Genomic DNA, 26,580 nt, shown 5'->3' on the forward strand with positions numbered 1-26,580 from the left:
ATAATCGTACCCACTCGTAACGAGTCGAACCACAACACATCACGTTGAAACCATCAAACCAAAACATCCAAGCAGCCATCGTTGAAGGTACATCCCCGCGAGGGCACAAAAACGTGCCCACCCTACATCGTTACAAGTCAAAATGATATTCGGAGGGAAATTAATCACCTTCTTTTAAGATAACTTAAAATTTTCTTTTGGTAGAAAATTAAATTTTTCAAACCTACGGGATCAATAGAAACTTTGCTTGTCTCTACGTTATAAGTCTGAACTGAATTAATTAATTCACGTTGTTTTTTCACATATTTCGTAAAATTGAAACGATCAAAAAATGAGAGATACGGTCCAATACGAGCCACATCAATCTCACTTGAATAGATAGTCCTGTTATTGACACATTTGGTAAGGTCAGCGAAAGTTAGATCTGTTAGCTCATTAAATTCTTTCCTCTTATCTCTACCAATCGCTTGCCAATTTCCAACTAAGAGTCCCACTAAAAAAGTTAAAATGCTTATCCAGATTGCGTATTCTTTAACTAAATTATTGAAATTTTCAAGCAACATTTACACGTACCTTTCCCGTTAAAAGATCTTGCATGAGGGCTTTTTTTTGATTTAACAACCTGTCCAATTTCTTATTTACTATTTCTAGCTTTAAAGTGACAGATTTCAACACTTGAGAAATTTTCCTTTGTTCATCTAAGGGTGGTATTGCTACAAGCATTCTTTTCATATCCCCTACGTTAAAATGTTGTTGAGCCAATCCTCCTTGAGCCTTCAAAACCTGACCTTTTCCAATGTCAGAATTTACCCACGTGCATAAAAAGTTTGAATCAATCGAGTCTCTCGGTCTCGTGATGATTATGTCAATACAATTTGCGCCATCAAACTTTTTTTCAACTACTGCGGTAGTCCCAGGATAACCAGTTCGCACTGTTACAAGATTGCCTTCGTATAGCTGACTTTTCTTTAATTTTTCGTTCGATTCCCGCGTTATATATTTTAAATTATCACCATTCAATCCAATTTCTCTGACATTTGCTGAACGCAACGCAGGCACTCCAGAGTGAACATAATATTGCGTAGGCTGAACAACGATTCCAACTACTATTTCGAAAGCAACATCTTCAACAGTCATCACTTCCCAAGCCTTCGGAATCTGCCCGACTGGACTATCCTTGAATTCCGTATGACCAATGCCCTTGGTCAACAGCTCCTGCATCATGCCGGTTTTCAGGTCTTTCAGTTTGTTGATTTGCGCTTGGGTGGATTCAATCACATCGTCAACGGCGGTGAGGATGGAGGCGATTTTTTGTTGTTCTTGGAGCGGCGGGAGTGTTAGTGCCATTTCCTCCATGCTTCGCTTGGTCACATGCAAGATTCCCATACCATTGGATTGATTCATCCACTCGGCAGTTTTTTGTCCAAGTAACTGATATAGATAATGCTTCGTGATATTTATTTCATCGCAGGTAATCTTCCAAATGTGGTAATGGTAGATCGCTTTTTGTCCGCTCCAAATGTGTGCGCCGAAAGTGGCAGACCACATGTAGAGCAAATCGCCAAAATTACAGTATTGATGCTCCGGTAATTTCAGATTTGAATAGTAATAATCCTTTCCTGAACCAGTTAGGTTTTGTAACCTAATCACAGGAGTACCTTGCTTTTCCCATTCGGTTAGCTTATACGCGCGGCCATTTGAGATTTCAACAATATCACCCTGACGGTGTTCAACCCAACCTTTTGGCATTGGACTACTCATACCCCAACTCCGCCATGTAGCCCTTCATTACAGCCTCAGCCTGGGCCACCTGTGCATCGAGTTCATGCAAAGACACGCGGTACTTATCCCACCAGCGTTCAAACTGCGCAATCAACTCTGGTCTATCTGCAGGTAGATGCAAGCGCAAGTCTTCCTTACTGCTGATCACAGCCTTCCAGTCGTAATAATCGGCATCGCGCTTGACCAGTACCGCTGTTACATCAAAGCCTTGCAAAATCTCTTCCTGAATATAGTCGTCCATTACCTCACGCACAGGTACGCCGCCGTGTAGCAGTGCGCGCACGTCGAATATTTCTGGTGGTGGTGAAGTGTCGGCATAACGGCGTATATTCAGGTTGTAATCGTTCTCGGCAATTTCGGCCAAGGTGACAACTTTGGCGTAGCGTTTGCTGTCTTTGTATTCTGCAAAGGTGCTGACGATCTTTTCTATGTCTTGCGGGCGCAAGGTGTTTTGGTTCTTGCCTTCGGCGAAATCAAGTTCGCCATTAATGAACAAGACTTTGCCTTTTCGTTGCTTTGGCTTTTGCTTATTGATGATGAGCATGCTGGCGGAGATGCCTGTGCCGTAAAACAGGCCAGCAGGTAAGCCAATTACAGCCTCTAACAAATCGTCATTGAGTATGCCTTTGCGGATTTCTTTTTCGCTGGAACCACGAAACAAGACGCCGTGCGGCATGACCACACCCATCATGCCATGGTCATTCAATGACGCGATCATGTGCTGGACAAAGGCTAAGTCGCCAGAATCTTTGGGCGGTGTGCCATACGGGAAACGGCCATAGCCGTCATTGTCGGCAGCTTCTTTGCCCCAGGCGGCCAGGCTAAATGGTGGATTGGCGATGACGCGGTCAAACGTCATCAGTTCGCCGTTTTGCACGTGCTTGGGTTCACCCAGCGTATCACCCTTGCGAATGTCGGCATTGAAGACGCCATGCAAGAACATATTCATCTTGCAGATGGCCCAGGTGTTGAGGTTCATCTCTTGCCCATACAGCGAAAGATTGGAAGCATTTTCGCCATGGCTGACAAGGTAATTACGGGTTTGTACCAGCATGCCGCCAGAACCCACCGTCGGATCATAAATACGCATACCAGCATGCGGTTGCAGCAATGCCACCAGCAGTTGCACGACTTCGCTTGGGGTATAGAATTCACCGCCTTTTTTACCGGCAGAATCGGCAAACATTTTGATCAGGTATTCGTAGGCAGTGCCTAACAAATCGCTGGATTCAAAGTCTTGATTGCGCAGACGATAGGTAGAAAAGTGAGAAAGCAAATCTGCCAGCTTTTTATCGGACAGTTTATTCTTGATGTTGAAGTCTATCGACACCAACACGCCTTCCAGGCTGGTGTTGTGTTCTTCTATTGCTTCAGTGGCTATATTGAGTTGTGCACCAATGTCATGCTTGAGATCTTTTAAAGCGCTCCAGCGAGCTTTTTTTGGCACGAAGAAGGTGTCATGATATTCATCTTCTTCTTGCGCCAGTTCCTCTGCCTGCACTTGTGTCTTACCTGTTTTGAGGTAATGGGCAATGACTTTTTCTTGCTCTTCTTCAAAGCTGTCTGACAGACGCTTCAGGAACATCATGCCAAAGATATAGTCTTTGTATTCTGACGCATCCATGTTGCCGCGCAAGATATCGGCGGCTGTCCATAGATAGGATTCAAGTTGTTGTAAAGATAGTTTTTGGGACATATTTCGCTATTGAGGCAATGAATTTATAATCGTTGCCGTTATTTTGCGTTTAGAGCAAAAACATGACAACTGATTTTGTATTTATGATAATTAGATGAAGCGTCTAGCCAATAAGCTGCTATCTACCGCAAGGGTGTAGAGTCGATAAGACTATCGACGAGCTTGCATTGATCTAATCAATACCTATGCTCATCCACCAAATGCTTGTTAAAGCTGTACTTGCTGCCGCCTTGCAGTACGTCAGTGAGGCGCTTGGGGTTGCCGGCTGAGATGAAGATGTCGGCGATGCCGTCCTTGACGCGGAACTTGGTGGCGGGGCTTAAGATGTTGTTGGCTTTGATCATCAGGTGGCGGATGATTTTGGCTTTTTCGCTGCAGATGAGGAAGTGGTTTTCTTTTCTGAAATTGGTCAACGGAATGTTGAGCCACCAGCCTTCGTCGTTGCCATAGCGGACGACCTGGGAGAATTGGGTGTTACCGTCGTTCAGGACGTTGGCTTGCAGGGAATCGTTGGCGATTTGTATGGCTTCGGCTTTGTTCATTTTTGTCTTCGGTGGAGTTCGGATAGGGATTCAGTGGATAAATTGCTATTGGATCTGCGATGGAAACCCATCCCCATCCCTGCCTTCCCCTTGAAGGGGAAGGAGTTGCAAGGCTACATTGTAATCCCTGGTGTTTGCCCAGTGTCCAACATTGGGATAAACTGTATGCATATACAGTTATTTAAACGCTATTTACCCTCCCCCCATGCTTGCCAATCTGGACAACCCCTTTTACTATCTTGAAAACTTCCAGACTGTGCTGGATTGGGTGGCTGAGCGTTATGCGGATTTGCTGGTGGCGGATGAGCAGGATTTTATTAGCCAGTTTCCCCGCTTGCCACAGGCTTCACGTGCCTTGTATGTGCGTATGGTGATGCGCAAGGGTTATGTGTTCAGAGCAAGCAAGCTCAATTATGCCGAGATTGGTGATACCCGTGCGGCCATGCAGGCGCTGGTGGATGTCGGCTGGGTGCAGTCTGATCCTGCGCTTGATATTGCTGGCTTGTTTGATTTACTGCAAAAACCGGAACTGGCGTTGGCTTTTGCCATGTCGCCTGCTGAAAAGAAATTGCAGAAGGCAGATCAACTGGCGTTGCTGGGCCAGCAGCATACTGACAGTAAGGCATTTTCTGGCTGGTGTGCAAGCTTGGATGATGTCGCCTACCAGGTGCTGAACAAGGATTTGTGCGACCGGTTGCGGCTGCTGTTTTTTGGCAATCTGTATCAGGACTGGTCAGAATTTGTATTGTCTGACCTGGGTATTTTTCAGTATGAAAAGGTGGAATTTTCTGCCGCGTCGCGTGGCTTTGGCAGCCGTGCCGATATCGACGCTTACCTGGCCCTGCATGCCTGTCGTGAAGCCTTTCATGCGGCGCAGCCAGTGCCCGATGTGTTGGCGCAACTGGCTGCCACTGGCTTGCATGCGCTGGATAATGCCTGGCTGGTCAGCCGCCGTAACCGCTTGCTGTATCAGATTGGTGAACATGTAGAAAAGCAAAAAGACTGGGCGCTAGCGCAGCAGGTCTATGCAGACTGCACTTACCCTGGTGCACGTTTGCGTGCCATACGTGTACTGGAAAAAAGCGGGCAAGCCCAGGCGGCATTTGATTTACTGACACTGGCGCAGCAAGCGCCAGAGAGCGAGGCAGAACACCAGCAAATGTTGCGCATAGCCCCGCGCCTTTGTCGCAAGCTGGGCCTGGCTAAAGTAGTTGCGGCGAACAGCACTGCGCCTACAGAACTGGTCTTGCGCCTGCCTTTGCCACAAGAAGATTATGTGGTCGAATATGTGGTGCGTGACCATTTAAGCTGCGATGAAGCGCCGGTGTTTTATGTAGAGAATGCGCTCATCAATTCCTTGTTTGGCTTGTTGTGCTGGCCAGCTATTTTCAAGGCCATACCGGGAGCTTTTTTTCATCCATTTCATCGCGGGCCTGCGGATTTGTTGAGTGCCGATTTCCAGGTGCGACGGGCAGACGATTTTGCTGCCTGTTTTGCGCAGCTTGATACAGGTGCTTACCGCCAGACCATACGCGACGCTTATGTCACCAAATCTGGTTTGCAATCACCCTTTGTTTTTTGGAGTAGTTTGTCTGAAGATTTGCTGGACATGGCGCTGACATGCATACCGCCGCAACACTTGAAGCATAGTTTCGAACGTATCCTGCTCGATATCCGGGCTAACCGTAACGGCTTCCCTGACCTGATACAGTTTTGGCCGCAAGAGCAGCGTTACCAGATGATAGAGGTCAAGGGCCCAGGTGACAAGCTGCAGGACAACCAGAAGCGCTGGCTGGATTTTTGTGCCACGCATGGCATGCCTGTCACAGTATGTTATCTGCAATGGCAAGAGGCTGATCAGTGAATGCTGACGGCTATACCATAGCCGTGAGGGCGCTGTGCGAGTTCACGGCCAAGCAGGGCGACCTGGATTTGCGCTTTACACCCTCCCCCACTGCCGAGCAAGGCATGGCCGGACATACGACAGTGGCCTTGCGCAGAAACAGCAGTTACCAGCGCGAAGTCAAACTTGAAGGCCAGCATAGCAATTTGCAAGTGCGTGGCCGCGCCGATGGCTATGACCCCGATCTGAAACAGGTAGAAGAAATCAAAACCTATCTGGGTGACTTGCACACCATGCCGGACAACCACCGGCATTTGCATTGGGCACAGGCCAAGGTGTATGGGCATTTGTTGTGCCAAAAGCTGGGCTTGCAAAAGATCAGCGTGGCACTGGTGTACTTCAATATACAAAACCAGAAAGAAACAGTATTGCAGCAGGCGCTTGATGCTGCTGAGCTGGCAGATTTTTTTGCTCTGCTGTGTGGCCGTTTTATTGCATGGGCAGAGCAGGAAGTGGCTCACCGTGCTGGGCGGGATGTGGCTTTGGCAGACATGGTTTTTCCGCATGCGACATTCAGGCCGGGTCAAAGACAACTGGCTGAGGCCATGTACAAGGCCAGCAAGCGCAGCTGCTGCCTGCTGGCGCAAGCCCCAACCGGCATAGGCAAGACCATAGGCAGTTTGTTTCCACTGTTAAAGGCCACAGCAGAACACAGGCTGAACAAGATTTTTTATCTGGCAGCCAAGACATCAGGCCGGCAACTGGCTTTGCATGCACTGGCCAACATACAAAACAGTACCCCAACTTTGAACCTGCGTACGCTGGAACTGGTGGCAAAAACCAAGGCCTGCGAATACCCTGAAGCCGCCTGTCATGGTGATGCCTGCCCACTGGCCAAAGGCTTTTATGATCGGCTGCCTGCGGCCCGTGCTGCCGCTGTTGATCAGCAATTGCTGGACAAGGAAGGCTTGCGCAGCGTCGCCCTGGCGCACCAGGTGTGCCCTTATTACCTGGGTATAGAAATGGCACGCTGGGCCGATGTCATCATTGGTGACTACAACTATTATTTTGACATCTACGCTTTGCTGTATGGCTTAAGCGTCGTGAATGACTGGCGCGTGGCCGTGCTGGTGGACGAAGCCCATAATATGGTGACACGGGCGCGCCAGATGTATAGTGCAGAATTGCAGCGTGACAGCCTGAAACGCTTGCGCAAGACACCACCACCAGCGCTCAAAAAATCTTTAGACAGACTGTATCGCGCATGGCTACAGTTGGAAAAAGAGCAGGAAGCTGATTACCAGGCCTATGCCGAAATACCAGAAAAACTGCTAACAGCGTTAACCCGCCTGTGCACAGACATCGGCCTTTACTTTGCCGACAACCCTAGCCAGTTGGCACCTGATTTGCAGCAGTTTTATCTGGATGCCCTGCTGTTCAACCGCCTGGCAGAAAGCTTTGCTGATCATTCGCTGTTTGATATCAGCAAAATCAGCAAAGAACCTGGCACATCGACGTTATGCATACGCAATATCGTACCGGCTGCATTTTTAACGCCGCGCTTTACGGCAAGCCATACAACAGCTTTATTCTCAGCCACACTCAGCCCGTGGAATTATTATTGCGATACCCTGGGTTTGCCAGATACTACCGCCTGGGTAGATGTGGAATCGCCCTTCTCTGCGGATCAGTTACAGGTGCATGTGGTGGATAGCGTTTCAACGCGCTATGCCGACCGGGCATATTCTGTTGCACCCATCGTGGCATTGATGGCGCGGCAGTACCATGCGCAGCCAGGTAATTATCTGGCGTTTTTCAGCAGCTTTGATTATCTGACCCAGGTCAGCAACAGCTTTATCCAGTTGCACCCGGATATACCGGTACGTTTCCAAACCCGGCGCATGAATGAAGCAGATCGTGAAGATTTCCTGGCGCAATTTACCGAAGACAGCCAGGGCATTGCCTTTGCCGTGCTGGGTGGTTCTTTTGGTGAAGGCATAGACCTGCCCGGCACCCGCCTGATTGGTGCCTTCATCGCCACGCTGGGCCTGCCGCAACTCAATCCCATCAATGAGCAGATCAAATTGCGCATGGATAAAATATTTGGGTCAGGCTATGACTATGCCTATCTGTACCCTGGCTTGCAAAAAGTGGTACAGGCTGCGGGGCGGGTGATACGGCAAACGGATGACAGGGGTGTGGTGTATTTGATTGATGACCGGTTTGGGCGTGGTGATGTGCGGGCTTTGTTGCCGGAGTGGTAGGCGGTGAATTAATAGAGCTTAAGTTTGTGCTCAAAAATAATCTCTCATTTGTAGTGCAGCAAACTTGATTGAACTCTTTTAAATAGTTTTCTGTTAATCAACAAACGCCGCTGGGCTCCTGCCTGCGCAGGAGCGACGGATTTTGGGCCTGTATTCATTCGCGCAACTCGGTATGCACGCATTAGATACAAAATTCATTGATCCTAGCAAACTCAGCTATATCTTTGCTCACGCCCTATAAATCGTCGCTCCTGCGCAGGCAGGAGCCCAGCGGCGTTCGTTGATCTAAATTGCATATCCTGGCTACACAGCAAAAGTTCAATGCTCAGCCTTTAATAAATGAATACGTTGTTGAAGCGCCGAATGTGGGGCTGGTGAAGCGTAACCTGGCAAGACCATAGCCCAAGCTTTACCTCATTCAAATCCCACCCCAATCAACACAAACCCTCCATTAAACAAGTAAACCTTGTTATTTAACGAAACAATGTATATATTAATGGAACTAAAACACCATTTTTATAGAAGTTCGTCTCGATTATGAAAACTTCCAAGTCCCAGCAAGAGCAAACCCGGCGTAATCTGATCCGTACTGCCGTTGATCTGATCACTGAAAAAGGCTATGACGCCACCACCATGAAGCAGATTGCCCGCGACGCAGGCATTGGTGATGCAACGATTTACAAGTACTTCCCCAGCAAAGAGAAGATCCTGCTGGCTTACTATGAATTATGCATAGACATCACCCTCGAAGTGGTGCAAGAAACGCCAGGCTGGGAAGAATTTACCCTGCAAGAAAAACTGCAAAGGCTGGTGGATGCCCTGTTGGAACTTTTGCTGGGTGACCGTGAATTTGTAGAAATCACGCGTGACATCTTTGGCAAATCACCGCTGCTGATGATGCGCGACAATATGCCTGGCCAGCAAACCCTGAAGCAGGAAATCATAAGTCTGCTGGAAGAAGCTGAACAGCGCGGCGATATCTCGCCCTGCGATTTCAAAAACCTGATCGGTGGTTTGTTTGGTGATTATCTGTTTGCCGTCATCGCATATTGGCTCAAGGATGAGTCGGAAGAATTTTCCAACACCACGCAACTGGTGGACATGACGCTGGCGATAATGGTCATGGCCTTGAAGAGCGGTATCGTCAATAAGGTGACAGAACTTGCCAGCTTCATGCTGCGCAATCAACTGTCGCGCATCATGCAGAATGGTTCTGGCCTGCTGGAAATGGTCAAGCTCGTGCAGAATGGATTGGGACGTGGCCTGGGGGATGCGCGATGAACAAGGCGCCGCCCGCCAGCAAGCTGGGCAGGACTGCCATCACCGGCCTGGCATTGGCACAGGCTGGCGCCAGCAAGCTGGGTCACAAGGCACGGCAAATGTTGCGCAGTGACGATGACAAACAGGCTGCGCAAGAACAGCATGAAGCGGAACTGGGGCGCATACTTTTCAAGGCACTCAATCAGTTAAAAGGCAGTGCACTCAAGGTATCGCAATTGCTGAGCATGGAAGCCGATTTTTTGCCCGAAGGCATACGCCGTGAACTGGCCAAAGGCTGCCACCAGGTCACGCCTTTGAATCGTGCACTGATCCATAAAGTTTTTCAACGTGAATTCGGGCAGGCACCAGAACATTTGTATGCACAGTTTGATGCGCACGCCTTTGCCGCAGCCAGTCTGGGGCAGGTACATCATGCGCAACTGGCAGATGGCCTGCAACTGGCGGTCAAGGTGCAATACCCAGGCATTGCCGCAGCCATAGGCAGTGATTTGCGCATGTTGCGCGGTATCTTTCAAACCATGACCATAGGCACCACTATCTTGCCACGCAAGGAAGTGATAGACCGCTTCATGAATGAGCTGGAAGTCAAGCTGGGTGAAGAGCTGGATTATGAACATGAAGCAACACAGCTGCACTGGTTTGGTCAACATGTAAATTTGCCCGGCATCGTCATCCCCAAATGCATAGACGCCATGTCCAGCAAGCGCATCCTGACGATGGAAAAGCTCAATGGCCTGCACCTGGATGCCTGGCTGGCGACAGCGCCGGATCAGGCACAGCGCAATCATTTCGGGCAATTGCTGTTTGACTGGTTCTGGTTCAGTGTTTGCCAATTGGGCCGCGTACATGCTGACCCGCACCCGGGCAATTTTTTATTCATGCCGGATGGACGTCTGGCGGTACTGGATTTTGGTTGTACCAACAACATATCCAGCACCTGTTCCAATGCCATGGCCAGCAGTTGGCGTGCCTTGCTGATGACGGATGAAACCGAACGCAATCGCCTTTTGCGCCTGGCCTATATTGACCTGGGCCTGTTTTCTGATGCAGTCACGCAAAATGAATTTGATACAGGCGTCATACCGGCACTGGCAGAATTGCATGCCTGGAAGATAGAAGCCTTTCAAAGCACGCACTTTGACTTCAGCAACAAATCGCCCTACCCCAAAACCATCAATGTCCAGCACAGCAAGGTGCTGGCAGGTATTTTGGCTGGCTGGCATGAAGACGTGCCGTATTTTGATCGCGCCTATCTGGGCCTGATGAATATGCTGAAAAAAATGGGCGCTATCGTCAACACGGATATCGCCTGGACGCGATCACAGCCATACGCCCAATGTGGAGTATCAATATGAAAAACAATGTCATGGAAACCAGGGTTCCCAGCAATAGCAAAATCGCGGAAGACCTGCCAGGTGCTTATTTTTATGATTGCTATCAAATGCCATTTGATCATACTGAATTAAGCGCCATGCAAATCTATATGGATACCTTTGCACGGACACCAGCCTGGGTCAATGCCCTGATGGGTGTACGCAATCGTGTGGTCGGCTTGTTTGGTTTGAAAAACCTGGGCGGGATGAAGGCGCTGAATAAAAACAAGCCGGCTGAAGCCTATCAGGTAGGCGACCGCGCAGGGATATTCTCATTGGTGTACAAGTCAGACGAAGAAGTCATATTCTGCGACTCTGACAAGCATCTGGATGTCAAAGTTTCGGTGTCAAAGCAGATCAGGGATGGTCAACCCAGCATTGCTGTTACCACTATTGTGCATGTACACAATAATCTGGGGCGGGCGTATATGCTGTTCGTTGGCCCGGCGCACAAAGTGATTGCACCAGCGGTATTATCCAGAGCATAAGTTTCCATCATCTCTGAGATGAGAGGTAAATCATATACGTATTTTCCACCATCTTTTTTGTCATGCAATTGTCATAAATCTCTACTAAGATGAAATCACTAAAACAAAAGAGAAAAGGAGATTAAAGACTATGCTAAGTCAATTAAAACAAAAATATCAGATGCTGCGTGCAGCACATATCACCGAGTTGTCAGCTTACAAGCGTCAGTTAAGTGAAGTTCCCAATGCAGTGTTTTTGTATTGGCAGGCAAAAGCAAAATATGAATTCCCCGGCATCCCCAGTGATGCCATTTTTTTTGCCCGCGCCACTGAAGGGCTGATGATGTTCTTCGATTATGTCCGCCGCAGCAATCAGCCCTGTGCCCTGCCATCCAAGGCGGCTGACTCGGTCTGGCATGCCTGGAACAGCTGGTCATCCATCCATCTGGATAATTTCTGTATCAAGCACTTTGGCCGTGCGATACCGCATGTTGAAGCAACACAGATGGCCAACGAAATGGATATCGCACTGGCCAACTGCCTGATCACGGCACAACTGGCAGAACGCCACGTTCCCGGCAGCTCATCCCTGCCACGCCTGTTTGCCCTGGACCGTAAATTGCACATGCCAGAAGGGTATTCTTACTTTGCCACCTCCTTACGGATAGGTTTTCGGCACATGAATGCGCGGGGTACAGACAAAGGCAAAGCCATCTACCCGGAAAGCTTCGATGCCGCTCAACTACTGGCAGCCGGCTTGATTTCAAACCTTGCGTATGAGGAAATGATGAAGAAGCAAGCGAAAGCGGCCAGTACTGGCTCGTCGTGCGGTGGTGGTAGCTGTGGTAGCGGCGGCAGTAACGCAAGCTGCGATGCTGGCATTGGTGGTTGCGATGCAGGCGGATCAAGCTGCGGCAGCAGTTGTGGTAGTGGCTGCGGTGGGGGCTGCGGTGGCAGCTAAGCCGCGCAAAAGAATATGAGATTCTGCCCATTGCAAAGCGAATATCAATCCGATCAACATTCAATCAAAATACAATCATTCTCATGAGTAAAACCTGAAGTGCTGCGCAATTTCAACACGAAATTTCACTCGAAATCATGGCGCAAGGTACACTGATTGTTTTTTGCACTATCGATCACATGCCGTCATATTTCACTGCGCTCTTCCAACGTTCATCCAGACTGACGGTCTGCCTGCTGTTCGGCATTGCCACTCTGCCAGCCATGGCAGCAATCAATCTCAACGATACGATTCCGGTCAATCCGGCATTGACGCTGGGCAAGCTTGAGAATGGCCTGACCTACTATATTCAAAAGAATGACACGCCACGCAAGAAAGTGGAGTTGCGTCTGGTCGTGAAAGCGGGTTCGGTGCTGGAAGATGATGATCAGCAGGGGCTGGCGCATTTCACCGAGCATATGGCGTTTAACGGGTCTACCCATTTCAAGAAAAACCAGCTTATTTCCTACCTGCAATCTATCGGTGTGAAATTTGGTGCGGATCTGAATGCCTTTACCAGTTTCGATGAAACCGTCTATGTACTACCGATACCGACCGACAAAAAAGCCTATCTGAAAACCGGCTTCCAGGTGTTGGCCGACTGGGCCCAGGGCGTCAAGATGACAAATCCGGATATCGATAAGGAACGCGACATCATCCTGGAAGAAGCGCGTCTGGGTAAAGGTGCAGATGACCGCATGAGCAAGCAATTACTGCCCGAAGTATTTAACGGTTCCAGATATGCCGATCGCTTGCCCATAGGCAAGGAAGACATCATCAAAACCTTTAAATATGATGCGCTGCGCCGTTTTTACCGCGACTGGTATCGCCCGGACCTGATGGCAGTCATCGTCGTGGGTGATATTGATCCGGCAGAAGGTGAGCAAATGGTACGCGAGTATTTCTCGGGCCTTAAAAATCCTGTGCCGTCACGCCCTCGCCTGCCGGTCACCATCCCTAAAAACGTCGATTCCAAGGCCCTGGTGATTACCGACAAGGAAGCAACCAACAACTTGCTGATGATACGTTACCCTCTGCAAGCCATCGCCCCACGTCTGACCATAGGTGATTACCGGCAGGATATTATCAAGAGCGTCTATAAATCCATGCTCAACAGACGCCTGAGCGCGCTGACAGAACAGGCGCAACCGCCTTTCCTGGGGGCATCTGCCGGCACTGAGCAGGTCGTGGAAGGTTATGAATCCTTCATGTCCGCCGCGGTTTTGTCACAATCGGGTATATCGGCGGCGATGAATGCCCTGGTACAGGAAAAAAACAGTATCCGCCGCTTTGGCTTCACCATTGCCGAGTTTGAAAGAGCAAAGAAAATCGAGGCGCGCGAATACGAAACCATGTACAACGAGCGCAATAACTCGCTGTCTTCCAGTTTCGCCAGTGAATACATACGCAATTTCCTGCATGCAGAACCCATTCCCGGGCTGAAAAATGAGTATGCCTATTTCAAGGAATTTTATGAAGGCATCACGCTGGAAGAACTCGATCAGTATGCCAGGAAGGCGACCCCGGATGACAGCACCAAACTGGTGTTTTATGTAGGATCCGACAAGGCAGGTGAAATCGTTCCCGGTACAGCTGATTTGCTGAGATTTGCCAGCCAGGCAGAAAATCGCCCCATCCAGGCCTACAAGGAAAAAGAATCAAGAAGCGCGCTGATGAATAGCCCGCCCGCTGCGGGCACGATCGTGTCTGAAAAAGAAAACAAACTGCTGGGTCTGACTGAATTGGGCTTGTCGAATGGTGTCAAGGTCATCCTCAAGAAAACTGATTTCAAGAGCGACCAGATCTTGATGAGCGCACGACGCTTCGGTGGCATGTCTGTGTATGGTGACCAGGATTTTTACAATGCCTGGTATGCCAATCCTATCGTCTGGGAAATGGGCATGAGTAACTTCAGCGCCAAGGATGTGCAGGAAACACTGGCCGGTAAATATGCCACCGTCAGAACTTCCATCGACAATTACACTGAAAATTTCGGTGGCACATCCAGCAATGACGATCTTGAATCCATGCTGCAACTGCTGTACCTGCGCATGACCAGCCCACGCAAAGACAAGGTCTTGTACCAGTCTTTCATCAATACCCAGAAAGAGCTGGCACGCAACTCATGGGCGCGCCCGGAAACCATTTTTTCTGATGCGGTTGTCACTGCACTGTATCAAAACCATCCGCGTGTCATGCGTCAGGCCAAGGTCGAAGATTTTGACAGGCTGGACCTGGAACGCAGTATGGAAATCTTCCAGGACAGATATGGCAGTGCCAAAGACCTGACCTTCATTTTTGTCGGCAGTTTTGATCTCGACAAAATCAAACCACTGATCGCCACCTACCTGGCCAGCCTGCCTGCGACAGATATCAAGACCGGCTATCAGGATCTGAAAATCCAGCCGGTACGCGGCATCGTCAAAAAAGATGTCAAGGTTGGCAGTGAAGCGAAAAGTATCATATCCATCAGCTTTACCGGACCAGCCATCTATTCAAGGGAAGAAAATACCCGCTTCCATGCCATGCTGGACGTGCTGAACCTGAAGATCATCGATGTCATACGCGAAAAACAGGGCCTGATTTATAGCGGTGGCGTCAATGGTTCGATACAAAGAATCCCGCAGATGCAATATGGCATAGACATCGATTTGCCTTGCAGTCCAGACAATGTGAACAAGGTCATCGCCGCCATGTTTGCCGAGATACAGAAACTGCAAACAGCAGGCCCTTCAGCAGAAGATGTCAACAAGGTCAAACAGGCCTGGCTGCAAGACCACCAGGTTGACTTGCGCAGCAATGAAAGCTGGCTGGATCATCTGCAAACGGCAACCCTGTACCAGACTGATCCTGAATCGATATTAACGACAGAAAAACGCATCAAGGCGGTCAATGCCAACCAGATCAAGGATGCCGCCAATCGTTATTTCAATATGCAAAATTATGTACAGGTGGTCTTGTATCCGGAAGATAAAAAAGATAAATAGACACTGTTCAGTCCTTGAAAAAATAAAGCCGGGCTTGCAAGCAAGCCTGGCTTTTTTACATGCTGCGAATTACTGATCGCAACCATAATGCACTCAATTGAACGAGAACGTGTAGTTCACATCCACCGCCGATTCAGTACCTGTGCGTCCAATAATGCTGACCCTGCGCGTCAATTGCCAACTGAGTTTGATACCGCCACTGGCATCTGCCAGACCACGTTCTATCGACAAAACCAGGCCCGGCATCAGGCGCTTGCCGACGCTGACCACCTGGTCGGTACTGGTGGTGGTATTGCCGGTAGAGCCAGCCACGGTTTGCCCCGGCAGGCGGGTCGTATTATTGGCGGATGATGAACCGATGGAAAATTCATCAAAGCCCAGGCCCTGCACGATATCACGCGGTACATTGCGGCTGCCGTCACCACCGAATATGGCCGATGCAGCCGACATCAGCAAAGATGCATCACTGCCAGCCAGTTGATCAGCGCCGCGTCCCAAAACCAGCCATGACAATTTTTCAGCATCCGGCACCGCGGGTTCAGACACCAGGCGAACTTGTGGTGCGGCGACGGTGCCGACAATTTCTACCCCTGCTTCTACCGCCAGGCCACGGCGTAAGGCGCGGATATTCAAACCTGGATTGGCCGGTGGCCCCTGGAAGTTCAAGATACCACGCTCTATCGCCAGTTGCTGCCCATATCCCTCATACGCGCCTCTGACGGTACTGATGGAGCCTGTTGCCTGCAAGGGGCTGCCGTCGATGGAGCGTAGCCGCAGACTGCCTTCCAGCCCTGTATCGAGCCCACGTCCGACAAACACAAAGCGTGGCCCCATGTCGAAACTGACATCAACACGGGTCTTCAAACCTTTTTTCGGTGCTTCGCTGTCATTGGTCTTTACTGCCAGCTTATCGCTCTTGCGGGTCACCACCACATCGCTGGACAAGCTTGGCGGCGGCATTTTAGGCAGTTTGAAATAGGCGCCGTCGGTATCCACCTTGCCGGTCAGGCTCCAGATATTATTGGCTTCGACGATATCAGCCTTGCCGGACACCACCAACCATCTGTCCTTGCGCTGCAACAGGGGGAAATGCTGCCACTGCGCCCGTATGCTGCCGGTTTCCTTGCCCATGTCGATATCGCCACTGGCTTTGAATTCACCTTTTTGTCCAACCAGTTCCATGCCTTGCAACAGCGCATGGCGTGGCACACTGGTAATGGTATTGGAAAACTGCAGGTTGCTGACCTTCAGGTGGGTGTCTTCAATTTGTGCATCCAGGCTGCCATTTGGCAACAATAAACCCTCGGCGGCGAAGGCGACTTCCAGCTCGCGACCTGTCAGGTCAGCGCGGTAAGCAGGTTTGCCTACGGTGCCCATCAGCCGCGCATCGACATTCAGCTTTCCTTTCAGTACCAGGCCAGGATTGATCCACGGTCCCAGCCATTGCAGATCAGGTATTGCTGCCGTGGCCTGGCCATTCAAAGCTGCCGACGGGGCAATGGTCCAGGCACCATCCTGTTTGCTCAACAAGGTGTTGGCCTTGACTTTCCAGCTACCCAGGCGTGCGCCTTCCGCATTCATGGTCAATGCCAGGTTTTCGCCATCGGTGCCGGCCACTAAACCACCGACCATCATCTGCAATTGCAGGTCGCGTATGCCCAGGGCGACAGAATTGCCTGTACCATCCGGATCGTTGAAACGCAAATCACCGCTCTGGCGCTGTATTTTAATCTCGCCCTGCGCATGATCACGCAGTTGCAAATCCCATTGCGCGCTCAGTTTCAGGTTGCCGGTAACGGCGTATTGCGGTCGCACCAGATTGGCAATATCAATCACCCTGACATCGGTGATACGGCCTTTGGTTTTCAGTGCAGCGGGTGTCCATTCCAGTTCTTCCAGCACCAGGCTGCCCAGTTCACTATGCAATGACAAGGCACCCAGGCGCACTGACTGTGAGGACAATTGCAGGGGAGCGCTGCCCTGCATTTTTACATCCGGCTTGCCATTCAGGCTGAGTGCCTGCAACTGGCCATTCCAGCTCCAGCCCTGCGCATTTTTTGCATCCGGCTGCATGCTGCCATTCGCCCCCAGGCCAAAGGTCTGGCGATTCGGGAAGGTACTTTCCAGCGTGATGGTATGGGCATCACGCCTGCCCTTCAGTTGCAGACGCAGTTCGCTTATCTTGTCTGCTGCTACCTGTGCTTTGACCTGTGCTGGCGTTGGCACTGGTACTGACGCTGATGCCTGTGTTGACGCCTGTGTTGAATTAGTGGCCACAGGACTAACGCTAAAGTCAGGCAAATCGCCACCAATATGGCTGGCCACGATGTCGCCGTCAAAATTACCCTTGCTGCCATTGTCCAGGTTCAGCCTGGATTTAAGCTGGGCGATCGTCCATTCGCGGCTGCCGTATTTAATACGCAATTGCTGGGCCTGCGCGTCCAGACTACCTGCCGGCTCAGCAAACTTGCCACGCAGGCTGATATCGGCTTTCAAGGCACCGTTCAGTGCCAGTTGCCAGTTACTCAGCAAGGGATTGAAATGATTCAATTCCGGCGCATCCAGATTCAGTTTCAGCACATCATCTGCGGCACCCCAGTTACCCTGTCCCGTCAGGGTATTTTTACCCCAGTGCAGGTCTAGCTGTTTGATACGCACTTGCTGGTCCTGCAGCCATTGCAGGTCGAGACTGGATTGCACTGCCTGCCCCGCATATTGACCTTGCAGTTGCGGCACGCTGATTTGCAGATTGAGCCGTGGTGAGATTTCTCCCTGCAAGCTGATGGCCGCCTGCAGGTTGCCGGCGGGCGTGGCTATCCAGCGAGCCGGGTCAAAATTGCTGAGATTGGCCTTGAGTTTGAATGCCTGCTTGCCAGAAAAAGCAATATCCCCAGATCCCTGCAAATGGGCATCTTCTGCCTGTAGATCAAATTTGTCGAGACTAAACAATTGCGTCACACCGTGGTAAGTGGCATCTGCCTTCAGGCTGGCTTTGGTGTCCGTCAATTGGGCCTGCAAGTGGATGATTTTGTCCTTGTCAGTCTGGGCAGAAAGCTTGCCTTTGATCTGGCTGGCATGCAGGCGCTGGTCTATCTGCGCCAAATCCACATTGGACAAGCTCAGTTGCACATCCGCCGCCAGTTCAGCATTAGCCCAGCTCAGGCGTGCATCGCCCTGCAACTTGCCATTGCCATTCAATTGCACGGCCAGCCCCTGCAAGGCCAGGCGATCAGCTTCCAGTTGCAGCCTGGCAGTCAGTGACTGTACTGGCAAGCCCTGTTTGTTGATGGCTGCGGCCTGCGCATTGCTGGCACTGACATCGCCCGTCAGTACGAAGCCGGTCGCATTTTTGTCACCTACCGGTTTCAGCCTGGCCAGCAAACGCAAATCAGCCTGCGGTGCTGCTGCCTGCCAGGCAGCCGGATTAAAATGCTGGATATCCAGATTCAACTGACGTAAATACGGTGCATCAAAAGGCGTCAGACTAGCCTGGGCCTGCCCCTGCAATTGTGCATTGTGCTGATTCTGTTCTGCGGCCTGGGCTTGCAATGCCAGTTGCAATTCTTGCAGACTGCCAGATACGCTGCCCTTCAATGCCAATGCCGGTATGTCTTGCTGTACCTGTCCCTGCAGGCTGAACTGGCCATTCAGTTTATAAGGACGCAGGCTGGCCAGTGAGGATTGCATTTCTGCCCGTCCCCATGGGCTGGTCACACCGGCCACCAGCCGGTATTGCCGGTCCTGGAAATGCAGACTGCCACTAAGTGCGCTCAGCACCAGGGTTTCGCGCTGTTTGCCATCTTCTGACAAGGTCGCAATATACAAATGTCCGAGCGCCAGCTTGTGTGCATCCAGGGTAAATGGCAGGCTGAGATCAATCGGCAATTTGGCCGGGTCTTTGCCAGGCAGACTGGCAATGCGCAATGAACTGGCTTGCAGGCGTGGAATATCCACCTGCTGACGCCACAAGGCAGCAGGACGCCATTGCAGGCTGACGGCATTCGCCTCGATCACCAGCGTCTTGCTTTTATAGCTGAACTTATCGATGGCCAGATCATCTCCCACCGCACCTTTGATGCCTTCAAATTGCAGGCTGCCGCCACTGATTTTTTCGGTGACTGCCAACAAGCTTCTGGTGCCTGATTCCGTCTTGCTGGCCCAGGTGAGCAGGATGGTCAGAGTCACAGCCAGCAACAGCAAAAACAGACAGGCCGCCAGCAGCAGACGCGCCAGCACCGAGCGATTTTTTTTGATCTTTGCTGCCGTCGTTTTTGCTTCGGGTGTCGTCATGTCAGAATGCGATCGCGATGGAAAAATCCAGCCTGAATTTTTTGGACTGACGACCATACGCCAGATCCAGTGCTATCGGCCCGGCAGGGGTTTTATAACGTGCCCCCACACCCATGCCCTGGCGCAGATTCAATTCACGCCAGGTATCTGCCGCATTGCCTACATCAATAAATGTGGCTGCGCCCCATTCGGGATACAGCCAGTGTACATATTCTGCGCTGGCGGTGGTCATGACACGCCCGCCACGGGTACTGGTCGCGTTCTGTATGCCCAGGCTCTGATAGGCATAACCGCGCACGGTCGTACTGCCGCCGGTACGAAACAGATAGTCTTCAGGAATACCATCGCCACTGGTAGAAAATACATTCCCTACTTCAGCACGCAGGATGATGCTGTCATTCTTGCGCACCGGTATCCAGCGCTGGTATTTGCCGTAGACCCGCACGAAACGCTGATCTGACCACAAAGCTTTTTCTGACACAGCCAGATCCAGTTGATATATCTCGCCCTTGCGCGGATCAAACGGCTGATCAACATCACGCCAGGTCCAGCCCACGCTGGCGACCAGCGCCCGGTGGAATTCATCGGGGGTGTCGGCAACTGTCAGTTTTTCCCGGACGACATTTAAACCCAGACGCTGTTCCAGATGACCACGTGTACTGGTCCGCTTGACACCCAAAGACTGGCGGTTGGTCAGCACACCGGAAATATCCTCGCGTTCTATCAGCACACCGAAAGAATCCAGATAATTATTTTCACGCGGCGGTAAATAGATGTCGGCGTATCCCAGTTGACGGCGCTGCTCCAGCCTTACCGCGCTGCGTAAATCCCAGGCCTTGCCAAGGATATCGCGATCACGATAGGCAACTTCACTGCGATAGCCGGTATTGGTGCTGTAACCCAGACCAAAGCTCAGGTCACGCGCCTGTCGTTCCACCACGTTGACATCTACTGGTACCGCATTGGCTTTCTCAGGATCGGGGTCGATACCCACGGTAACAGTGGCAAAGTAAGGTGAATTCTGCAAGGCGCGCTGAAAATCCAGCAGACGCGAGCGTGAATACGGCTCACCCTTTTTAGGCGCCTGGTAACGGTCTATCAGCCATGAGGGATAGCGCTGCATGCCGGTAACCCGGACGTCACCCAGGGTGAACACCGGGCCACTGTCTACATCGACCTGCAAGATGCCACGATGTTCATCGGCATCTATTTTGGCTTCGCTAGATGTCAGCGCTGCTGCCGCATAGGCATCGGCACGCAAGCTTTCCAGCAACTGGTTTTTGGCATCGGTCCAGTCAGCTTCACGAAATGGTTGCCCGACTGCCAGTCCCCAGTCTTCCTGTAAGGCACGCCTGCGCTTGATCGATGGCTGATCGCCGGCATCTATGGCATCAGCCATCGGGCCCAGCACTTTAAGCGAGACATTCTCAATGACGGTACGCTCGCCAGCATTTACCGTCACGTGTATCAGTTTGGCAGTGCCTGCGGGGGTATCTGTGCTATCGAGATTATCGAACTGTATCTCAGGCGAAAAATAGCCCTCCGTTGCCAGGATACCGCTGATATCCAGACGCAGTTTTCGTATCAGCCCAGGGGTAATGTTTTGTGCATCGGCGCTGGCAGCAAATTCGGGAATATGCTGCCTTAACAAATCCGCCCACACGGCCTTGGGGGCCTGCAATTGCAAGCGCCCACTGCTGGCCCTGACGATAGTATCAGTATCGATGTCGGCATTGTCTTGTGCTGGAACGATTGCAGGCGCAACCGTGCTTGAAGGGGCAGGCGCGACCACCGGTGTTGCCACCTGCTGCGCCCTGACCTGCCCTGTGCCAATCAACCCAAGGGCACACCATATTGCAAGAGAAGTACGCAGTGTCATCTGCATCAGTGATCGCTCACTTGGTTGCCAGTCCAACACGATTGATACCCAGCTTCTTCGCTTCTGAAATCACTTGTATGACTTCATCATAGAGCATGCCCTTGTCGGCCGAAACCAGCACCGACAGTTCAGGTTTGGCATCATGGAACTCACGCAGTTTCTGCATCAGTTGCTTGCGGTCTTTTGCTTCTTCCTTGCTGTCCTGGCGATTATTGCCGTTGTTGCCGGCCTTGCTGTTGATGCTGATGGTAGAAGGCGCATCCGGGCGCAAGGTAATTTCTATGTAATCGGTTGGTGGTTGTGTCGATTGTCCGGCTGTCGGCAGATTGATAACGCTGGGATTGGTCATTGGTGCGCACACCATGAAAATCACCAGCAGCACCAGCATCACGTCGATGTAGGGAACGACGTTGATTTCTGCCTTGAATTTGCGTTTACGTTCGCCTCGCAGGGTACTCATGCTGACCTCTTTCCTCTTAGCGTGACTGACGCTGGAGGATATTCGAGAATTCCTCGATGAAGGTTTCAAAACGAATCGCCAGCCTGTCGATGTCGTGCGAATAGCGGTTGTACGCCAGCACCGCCGGTATCGCTGCAAACAGGCCGATGGCCGTTGCGATCAGGGCTTCGGCAATACCTGGTGCCACCGCAGCCAGCGTCGCCTGCTGCACATTGGCCAGGCCACGGAAAGAATTCATGATGCCCCAGACCGTACCAAACAAACCGATGTACGGCGAGACGGAACCGACCGATGCCAGAAAGGACAGATGGGATTCCAGCAAGTCCATTTCACGCTGGTAAGAAGCACGCATGGCACGGCGTGCACCGTCCAGCATGGCACCGGCATCCAGCGACGCCTTGTTGGCGGTTTTCACCTTATGGTATTCGCTCATGCCGGCTTCAAAAATACGTTCCAGCGCGCCTGTCGTATCACGACCCGTGCGACGATTACTGGTAGCCGCCGCATACAAATCCACCAGATTGCCGCCAGACCAGAAATTGCGTTCGAATTCTTCCGTCTGCCCACGCGCTTTTTTGATGGCAAACATTTTACTGAAGATATATGTCCAGCTGGTCAGGGATACGCCCAACAGCAACAACATGACCAGTTGCACCAGGATGGAGGCATTGGTAATCAGGCTTAAAAATGAGAGATCTTGGGTAACAGTCATATTGAATCAAGTAAAAAACAAAAAACGTAAGCCTGATGGCATGCTGCAATCCGTCAGGCGGATATTCTTCAGGCAATCTTTGCCAGGACATCGGCAGGAATGGCCGCCGGACGCACGTTCGCCTTATCCACGCAGCCCACCTTGATCTTGCCGCTGGCCAACAGGCGTTCGCCGCACCAGGCCTGCTGCTCGAACTGTACTGATGCCCTGCCCAGCTTTTCGACTACAACCGTCAGCCTAAGTTCATCATCCAGTCTGGCAGGTGCATGATACTCGACTGCCGTGGCTTTGACGACAAACATCAATCCCTGCTGGTCAGCCATATTCTGCTGGTTCACACCGGCTGCGCGTAACCATTCGGTCCGTGCGCGCTCAAAAAACTTCAGATAATTGGCATAAAAAACGATACCACCGGCATCGGTATCTTCATAATAGACCCGCACTTGCCATTCAAACGGTTTGCTCATGGTGTAAAACTTTAGCGGGAAATGAGTGGACTACAACAAACTACAGCAATCCACTGGAAAAGTTATCATAGAAATCATCATTGTAAACTGCTTCTGCAGTGAACGACTGAAACCATGCTGATCTGCTATTGAATCAACATGGTTACGCATCACAAAAGCCATCCGGCCATCAGGATGTGGTGCGCTTGATGGTCAATGGGCCATATCCCTGGCAGGTCGGCATCATTTCTATATGATTGATGTTCACATGCGACGGCAAGGTGGCAATCCAGTAAGCCGTTTCAGCAATATCGATGGCTGTCAGCGGTACGGTGCCCTCGTAGACCTTGGCTGCGGCATCATCATTGCCACGGTAGCGCACATTCGAAAATTCGGTGCCGCCACACAGGCCAGGGGCAATATTCGTCGCTCTTACGCCGGTACCAACCAGGTCAGCCCGCAGGTTCTTGGTAAATTGATCAACAAAAGCCTTGGTAGCGCCATATACATTGCCACCCGGATACGCCGTGGAACCGGCAATCGAGCCAATATTGATGACCAGACCACTGCCACGGGTCACCATGTCGGGCAAAATAGCACGGGTCACCGTCACCAGCCCCTTGGTATTGGTGTCTATCATGGTGTCCCATTCATCCTGTGAGGCCAGATGCGCAGGTTCAGTGCCGAGAGCAAGGCCGGCGTTGTTGACCAGTACATCAATTTGCTTCCAGTCTTGCGGCAAGCCATCCAGCGCCTGGCGGATAGAATCCTTGCTGGTGACATCCAGCGTGACCGGCAATAAGGCCGCGCCAAGTTCAGCCTGCAATGCGGCAAGTCGTTCTGCGCGACGGGCGGCAGCAATCACCTTATGGCCCTGGACGACAAACTTGCGCGCCATTTCTTCGCCAAAACCGGAACTTGCGCCTGTAATCAATACGATCATGCTGATTTCCTTCAATGTGATGGATGAATACCGGCATTTTAATGCACATGCAGCATTTACGATGGACAGGCATGTATTTGGCAGGCTTGCACTTGCCCATTCAAACGTCATCACGTAAAATCCATGCACCATTTCGTCTCACGTGACTGGCGAAACGGCCGAACCTGCACTGCAGGGTATGCAGAATACGCATCACACCGGCCAAAGATGGAGATCCATCGGGAAGCGTGAGATTTCGGAGTCAACCTGACTCCAGCCGTGCGCCTGGGTAGCCTGATGGTAAAAGCAATGAGGCTGCCCCCTATCCGTTTCAGACACCTCATTGACATCAATCAATTGTTTATTAACAGGAATAATCAGGAACCGCCATGTTTGCAAAAAATCATACCCTCGCCAACGTAGATCCAGAACTGTTTGCTACGATACAAAAGGAAAACGTCCGTCAACAAGAACATATCGAGTTGATCGCGTCTGAAAACTATTGCTCCCCAGCCGTCATGGAAGCTCAGGGCTCCCAACTGACCAACAAATATGCCGAAGGCTATCCAGGCAAGCGCTACTACGGTGGTTGCGAACACGTGGACGTGGTCGAACAACTGGCGATTGACCGTTTGAAGCAATTGTTCAATGCCAATTTCGCCAATGTACAGCCAAACTCGGGCTCGCAGGCCAACCAGGGCGTGTTCTTTGCCCTGTTGAACCCGGGCGATACCATCATGGGCATGAGCCTGGCTGAAGGCGGCCATCTGACTCACGGCATGCCTTTGAACATGTCCGGCAAATGGTTCAACGTCGTTTCTTACGGTCTCAACGCAGAAGAAGATATCGACTACGATGCCATGGAAAAACTGGCGCGTGAAACCAAACCAAAACTCATCATCGCTGGTGCATCTGCATTTGCGCTTCGTATCGACTTTGAACGCTTCTCAAAAATTGCCAAAGAAGTTGGCGCCTACTTCATGGTTGACATGGCCCACTATGCTGGCCTGATTGCTGCTGGCGTCTATCCAAATCCGGTACCGTTTGCTGACGTGGTGACATCCACCACCCATAAGAGCCTGCGCGGACCACGTGGCGGCATTATCCTAAGCAATGACGAAGCAATTGCCAAAAAAATCAATTCTTCCATCTTCCCTGGTATCCAGGGTGGTCCGCTGATGCACGTCATCGCCGGTAAAGCAGTAGCGTTCAAAGAAGCCCTGTCGCCAGAATTCAAGGCTTACCAGGAACAAGTTGTTAAAAATGCGGCAGCCCTGGCAACTACCCTGACCGAACGTGGCCTGCGTATCGTTTCTGGTCGCACGGAATCGCACGTCATGCTGGTTGATCTGCGTCCTAAAGGTTTGACAGGCAAAGAAGCAGAAGCCATCCTCGGTTCTGCCCACATTACCTGCAACAAAAACGGTATTCCGAATGACCCGCAAAAACCAATGGTCACTTCCGGTATCCGTCTGGGCAGCCCGGCCATGACGACACGCGGCTTCAAAGAAGCTGAAGCAGTAAAAGTCGGTAACCTGATTGCAGACATACTTGAAAATCCGCATGATGCCGCCACCATTGAACGTGTGAAAGCCGGTGTCAAAGCACTGACAGATGCTTTCCCGGTCTACGAAGCATAATTCAGCGAAATAAAACGCCACTCCATGAGTGGCGTTTTTTAAACTTTAGGCTAACTCTATGAAATGCCCTTTCTGCCACAATGACGATACCCAGGTTATCGATACCCGTGTTTCAGAAGAAGGCAATGTGATCCGCCGCCGTCGCCGCTGCGCCGATTGCGATAAACGATTTACGACCTATGAACGGGTCGAACTGGTGATGCCCGTCATCGTCAAGAAAAACGGTAGCCGCACCGAATACGAAACCGCCAAACTGCGCGCCAGCCTCATGCTCGCCTTGCGCAAACGCCCGGTTTCTGCAGAAGCTGTTGAAACAGCAATCCAGCGCATAGAAGAAAAACTGCTCTCCAGCGGTGAACGCGAAGTCATGTCCGGCCACGTCGGCGAACTGGTCATGCGCGAATTAAAACGCCTGGATAAAATCGCCTACATCCGTTTTGCATCTGTCTACAAAAGCTTCGAAGATGTATCGGAATTTGCAGAGGCGATACAGGAAGTCAAGAAGAGCTAAGCTCTTTTAACCTCGCCTGATACAAATTTCAATGGAGCTTCGGCTCCTTTTTTATTATCTGTCGGATCGTAAAAGCTGCAAGACCGATAACCACACAGACACAGAGTCACAGAGAAATGAAAGAGGATCTGGCAGTGTGAAGCAGCCCCTCACCAGCACAGAGACTCGCTTACAAAAGAGTTAGCCTTAAATTCGTCGCTCCAGCGCAGGCTGGAGCCTGGAGTCGTTGTTTGAAGCGCCGTGCGGTGTGATCAGGATACGCTTGAGCGCCAGGAGAGCGGTGCGCGCAGCGCACCCTACGCATTGAAGAAGCGCTACGTTCTTGAAGTTGTTTTACGCGGTGATATTCCGTCCGCGCAAAAGCAAAACCCCCACTCATTAACTGAGCGGGGGTCTGCGGAATAAAAGCCTGACGATAACCTACTTTCACACTGGTTGCAGCACTATCATTGGCGCGTAATCGTTTCACGGTCCTGTTCGGGATG

General features: G+C 51.1%; 20 protein-coding genes and 1 riboswitch. Of the genes, 9 read left to right on the forward strand and 11 right to left on the reverse strand.

The features are described 5' to 3' along the window. Nucleotides 1-164: 164 nt before the first annotated feature. From ACO0LK_RS20430 to ACO0LK_RS20445, 4 genes are all read right to left on the reverse strand, one after another. On the reverse strand, nt 165-563 hold the full coding sequence (locus ACO0LK_RS20430; protein WP_422978284.1) for a hypothetical protein: 399 nt from the start codon (nt 561-563) through the stop codon (nt 165-167). Then, complete coding sequence (locus ACO0LK_RS20435; protein WP_422978286.1) at nt 553-1,761, reverse strand: restriction endonuclease subunit S; 1,209 nt, start codon at nt 1,759-1,761, stop codon at nt 553-555. The genes ACO0LK_RS20430 and ACO0LK_RS20435 overlap by 11 nt, the downstream gene beginning before the upstream one ends. Continuing rightward, a complete protein-coding gene (locus ACO0LK_RS20440) occupies nt 1,754-3,478 on the reverse strand; it encodes a type I restriction-modification system subunit M (RefSeq protein ID WP_422978288.1) in 1,725 nt (574 codons plus the stop codon). Before ACO0LK_RS20440 ends, ACO0LK_RS20435 begins: the two co-directional genes overlap by 8 nt. A 176-nt stretch (nt 3,479-3,654) precedes the next feature. Then, the gene (locus tag ACO0LK_RS20445; RefSeq protein ID WP_422978290.1) at nt 3,655-4,020 is read right to left on the reverse strand and encodes a hypothetical protein; all 366 of its coding nucleotides are present in this window, start codon (nt 4,018-4,020) and stop codon (nt 3,655-3,657) included. Between the two features lie 205 nt (nt 4,021-4,225). On the opposite strand from ACO0LK_RS20445, the gene ACO0LK_RS20450 reads away from it, so the two are divergent. The 7 genes from ACO0LK_RS20450 to ACO0LK_RS20480 all read left to right on the forward strand — a co-directional run bounded on the left by ACO0LK_RS20450 (nt 4,226) and on the right by ACO0LK_RS20480 (nt 15,235). After that, nucleotides 4,226-5,884: a VRR-NUC domain-containing protein gene (locus ACO0LK_RS20450; protein WP_422978292.1), complete on the forward strand. Its 1,659-nt coding sequence runs from the start codon at nt 4,226-4,228 to the stop codon at nt 5,882-5,884. Next, nucleotides 5,881-8,127, forward strand: coding sequence for a helicase C-terminal domain-containing protein (locus tag ACO0LK_RS20455; RefSeq protein ID WP_422978294.1), 2,247 nt, complete (start codon nt 5,881-5,883; stop codon nt 8,125-8,127). The genes ACO0LK_RS20450 and ACO0LK_RS20455 overlap by 4 nt, the downstream gene beginning before the upstream one ends. 537 nt (nt 8,128-8,664) lie before the next feature. After that, nucleotides 8,665-9,408 carry a TetR/AcrR family transcriptional regulator gene (locus ACO0LK_RS20460; protein WP_422978296.1) on the forward strand — a complete coding sequence of 248 codons (744 nt, stop codon included), beginning with the start codon at nt 8,665-8,667 and terminating at the stop codon, nt 9,406-9,408. Further along, nucleotides 9,405-10,763: an ABC1 kinase family protein gene (locus ACO0LK_RS20465; protein WP_422978298.1), complete on the forward strand. Its 1,359-nt coding sequence runs from the start codon at nt 9,405-9,407 to the stop codon at nt 10,761-10,763. Before ACO0LK_RS20460 ends, ACO0LK_RS20465 begins: the two co-directional genes overlap by 4 nt. Then, nucleotides 10,760-11,269, forward strand: a complete 510-nt coding sequence (locus ACO0LK_RS20470; protein ID WP_422978300.1) for a DUF2867 domain-containing protein — start codon at nt 10,760-10,762, stop codon at nt 11,267-11,269. The genes ACO0LK_RS20465 and ACO0LK_RS20470 overlap by 4 nt, the downstream gene beginning before the upstream one ends. Nucleotides 11,270-11,399: 130 nt before the next feature. Then, on the forward strand, nt 11,400-12,209 hold the full coding sequence (locus ACO0LK_RS20475; RefSeq protein WP_422978302.1) for a hypothetical protein: 810 nt from the start codon (nt 11,400-11,402) through the stop codon (nt 12,207-12,209). Nucleotides 12,210-12,346: 137 nt separating this feature from the next. Then, nucleotides 12,347-15,235 (forward strand): M16 family metallopeptidase, encoded by a 2,889-nt coding sequence (locus ACO0LK_RS20480; protein ID WP_422978304.1) that lies wholly within the window; start codon nt 12,347-12,349, stop codon nt 15,233-15,235. A gap of 93 nt (nt 15,236-15,328) precedes the next feature. Here ACO0LK_RS20480 and ACO0LK_RS20485 read toward each other — a convergent pair whose 3' ends face one another. The 6 genes from ACO0LK_RS20485 to ACO0LK_RS20510 form a co-directional block, all read right to left on the reverse strand. Then, nucleotides 15,329-19,525, reverse strand: a complete 4,197-nt coding sequence (locus ACO0LK_RS20485; protein ID WP_422978306.1) for a translocation/assembly module TamB domain-containing protein — start codon at nt 19,523-19,525, stop codon at nt 15,329-15,331. Nucleotide 19,526: 1 nt separating this feature from the next. Beyond that, a complete protein-coding gene (locus ACO0LK_RS20490) occupies nt 19,527-21,410 on the reverse strand; it encodes an autotransporter assembly complex protein TamA (RefSeq protein ID WP_422978308.1) in 1,884 nt (627 codons plus the stop codon). A 10-nt stretch (nt 21,411-21,420) separates the two neighbouring features. Continuing rightward, nucleotides 21,421-21,864 (reverse strand): ExbD/TolR family protein, encoded by a 444-nt coding sequence (locus ACO0LK_RS20495; protein ID WP_422978310.1) that lies wholly within the window; start codon nt 21,862-21,864, stop codon nt 21,421-21,423. A gap of 16 nt (nt 21,865-21,880) precedes the next feature. Then, nucleotides 21,881-22,576: a protein TolQ gene (gene tolQ / locus ACO0LK_RS20500; RefSeq protein ID WP_186950876.1), complete on the reverse strand. Its 696-nt coding sequence runs from the start codon at nt 22,574-22,576 to the stop codon at nt 21,881-21,883. Nucleotides 22,577-22,644: 68 nt separating this feature from the next. Beyond that, a complete protein-coding gene (gene ybgC, locus ACO0LK_RS20505) occupies nt 22,645-23,043 on the reverse strand; it encodes a tol-pal system-associated acyl-CoA thioesterase (protein ID WP_422978312.1) in 399 nt (132 codons plus the stop codon). Between the two features lie 169 nt (nt 23,044-23,212). Next, a complete protein-coding gene (locus ACO0LK_RS20510; protein WP_422978314.1) occupies nt 23,213-23,965 on the reverse strand; it encodes an SDR family NAD(P)-dependent oxidoreductase in 753 nt (250 codons plus the stop codon). A 132-nt stretch (nt 23,966-24,097) separates the two neighbouring features. Continuing rightward, nucleotides 24,098-24,242: riboswitch (ZMP/ZTP riboswitch) on the forward strand. 91 nt (nt 24,243-24,333) lie between these two features. Between ACO0LK_RS20510 and glyA the strand changes: the two genes are divergently transcribed. Together glyA and nrdR are read left to right on the forward strand one after the other, a co-directional pair. Beyond that, complete coding sequence (gene glyA / locus ACO0LK_RS20515; protein ID WP_422978316.1) at nt 24,334-25,584, forward strand: serine hydroxymethyltransferase; 1,251 nt, start codon at nt 24,334-24,336, stop codon at nt 25,582-25,584. Nucleotides 25,585-25,642: 58 nt separating this feature from the next. Further along, nucleotides 25,643-26,095 carry a transcriptional regulator NrdR gene (nrdR, locus tag ACO0LK_RS20520; protein WP_186950872.1) on the forward strand — a complete coding sequence of 151 codons (453 nt, stop codon included), beginning with the start codon at nt 25,643-25,645 and terminating at the stop codon, nt 26,093-26,095. Nucleotides 26,096-26,264: 169 nt separating this feature from the next. On the opposite strand, the gene ACO0LK_RS20525 is transcribed toward nrdR, so the two are convergent. Continuing rightward, nucleotides 26,265-26,580: hypothetical protein (locus tag ACO0LK_RS20525; protein WP_422978318.1), on the reverse strand; the 316-nt coding region annotated here is incomplete at its 5' end.

The sequence above is a fragment of the Undibacterium sp. Ji49W genome (assembly GCF_049340205.1).
Classification (GTDB): Bacteria; Pseudomonadota; Gammaproteobacteria; order Burkholderiales; family Burkholderiaceae_D; genus Undibacterium.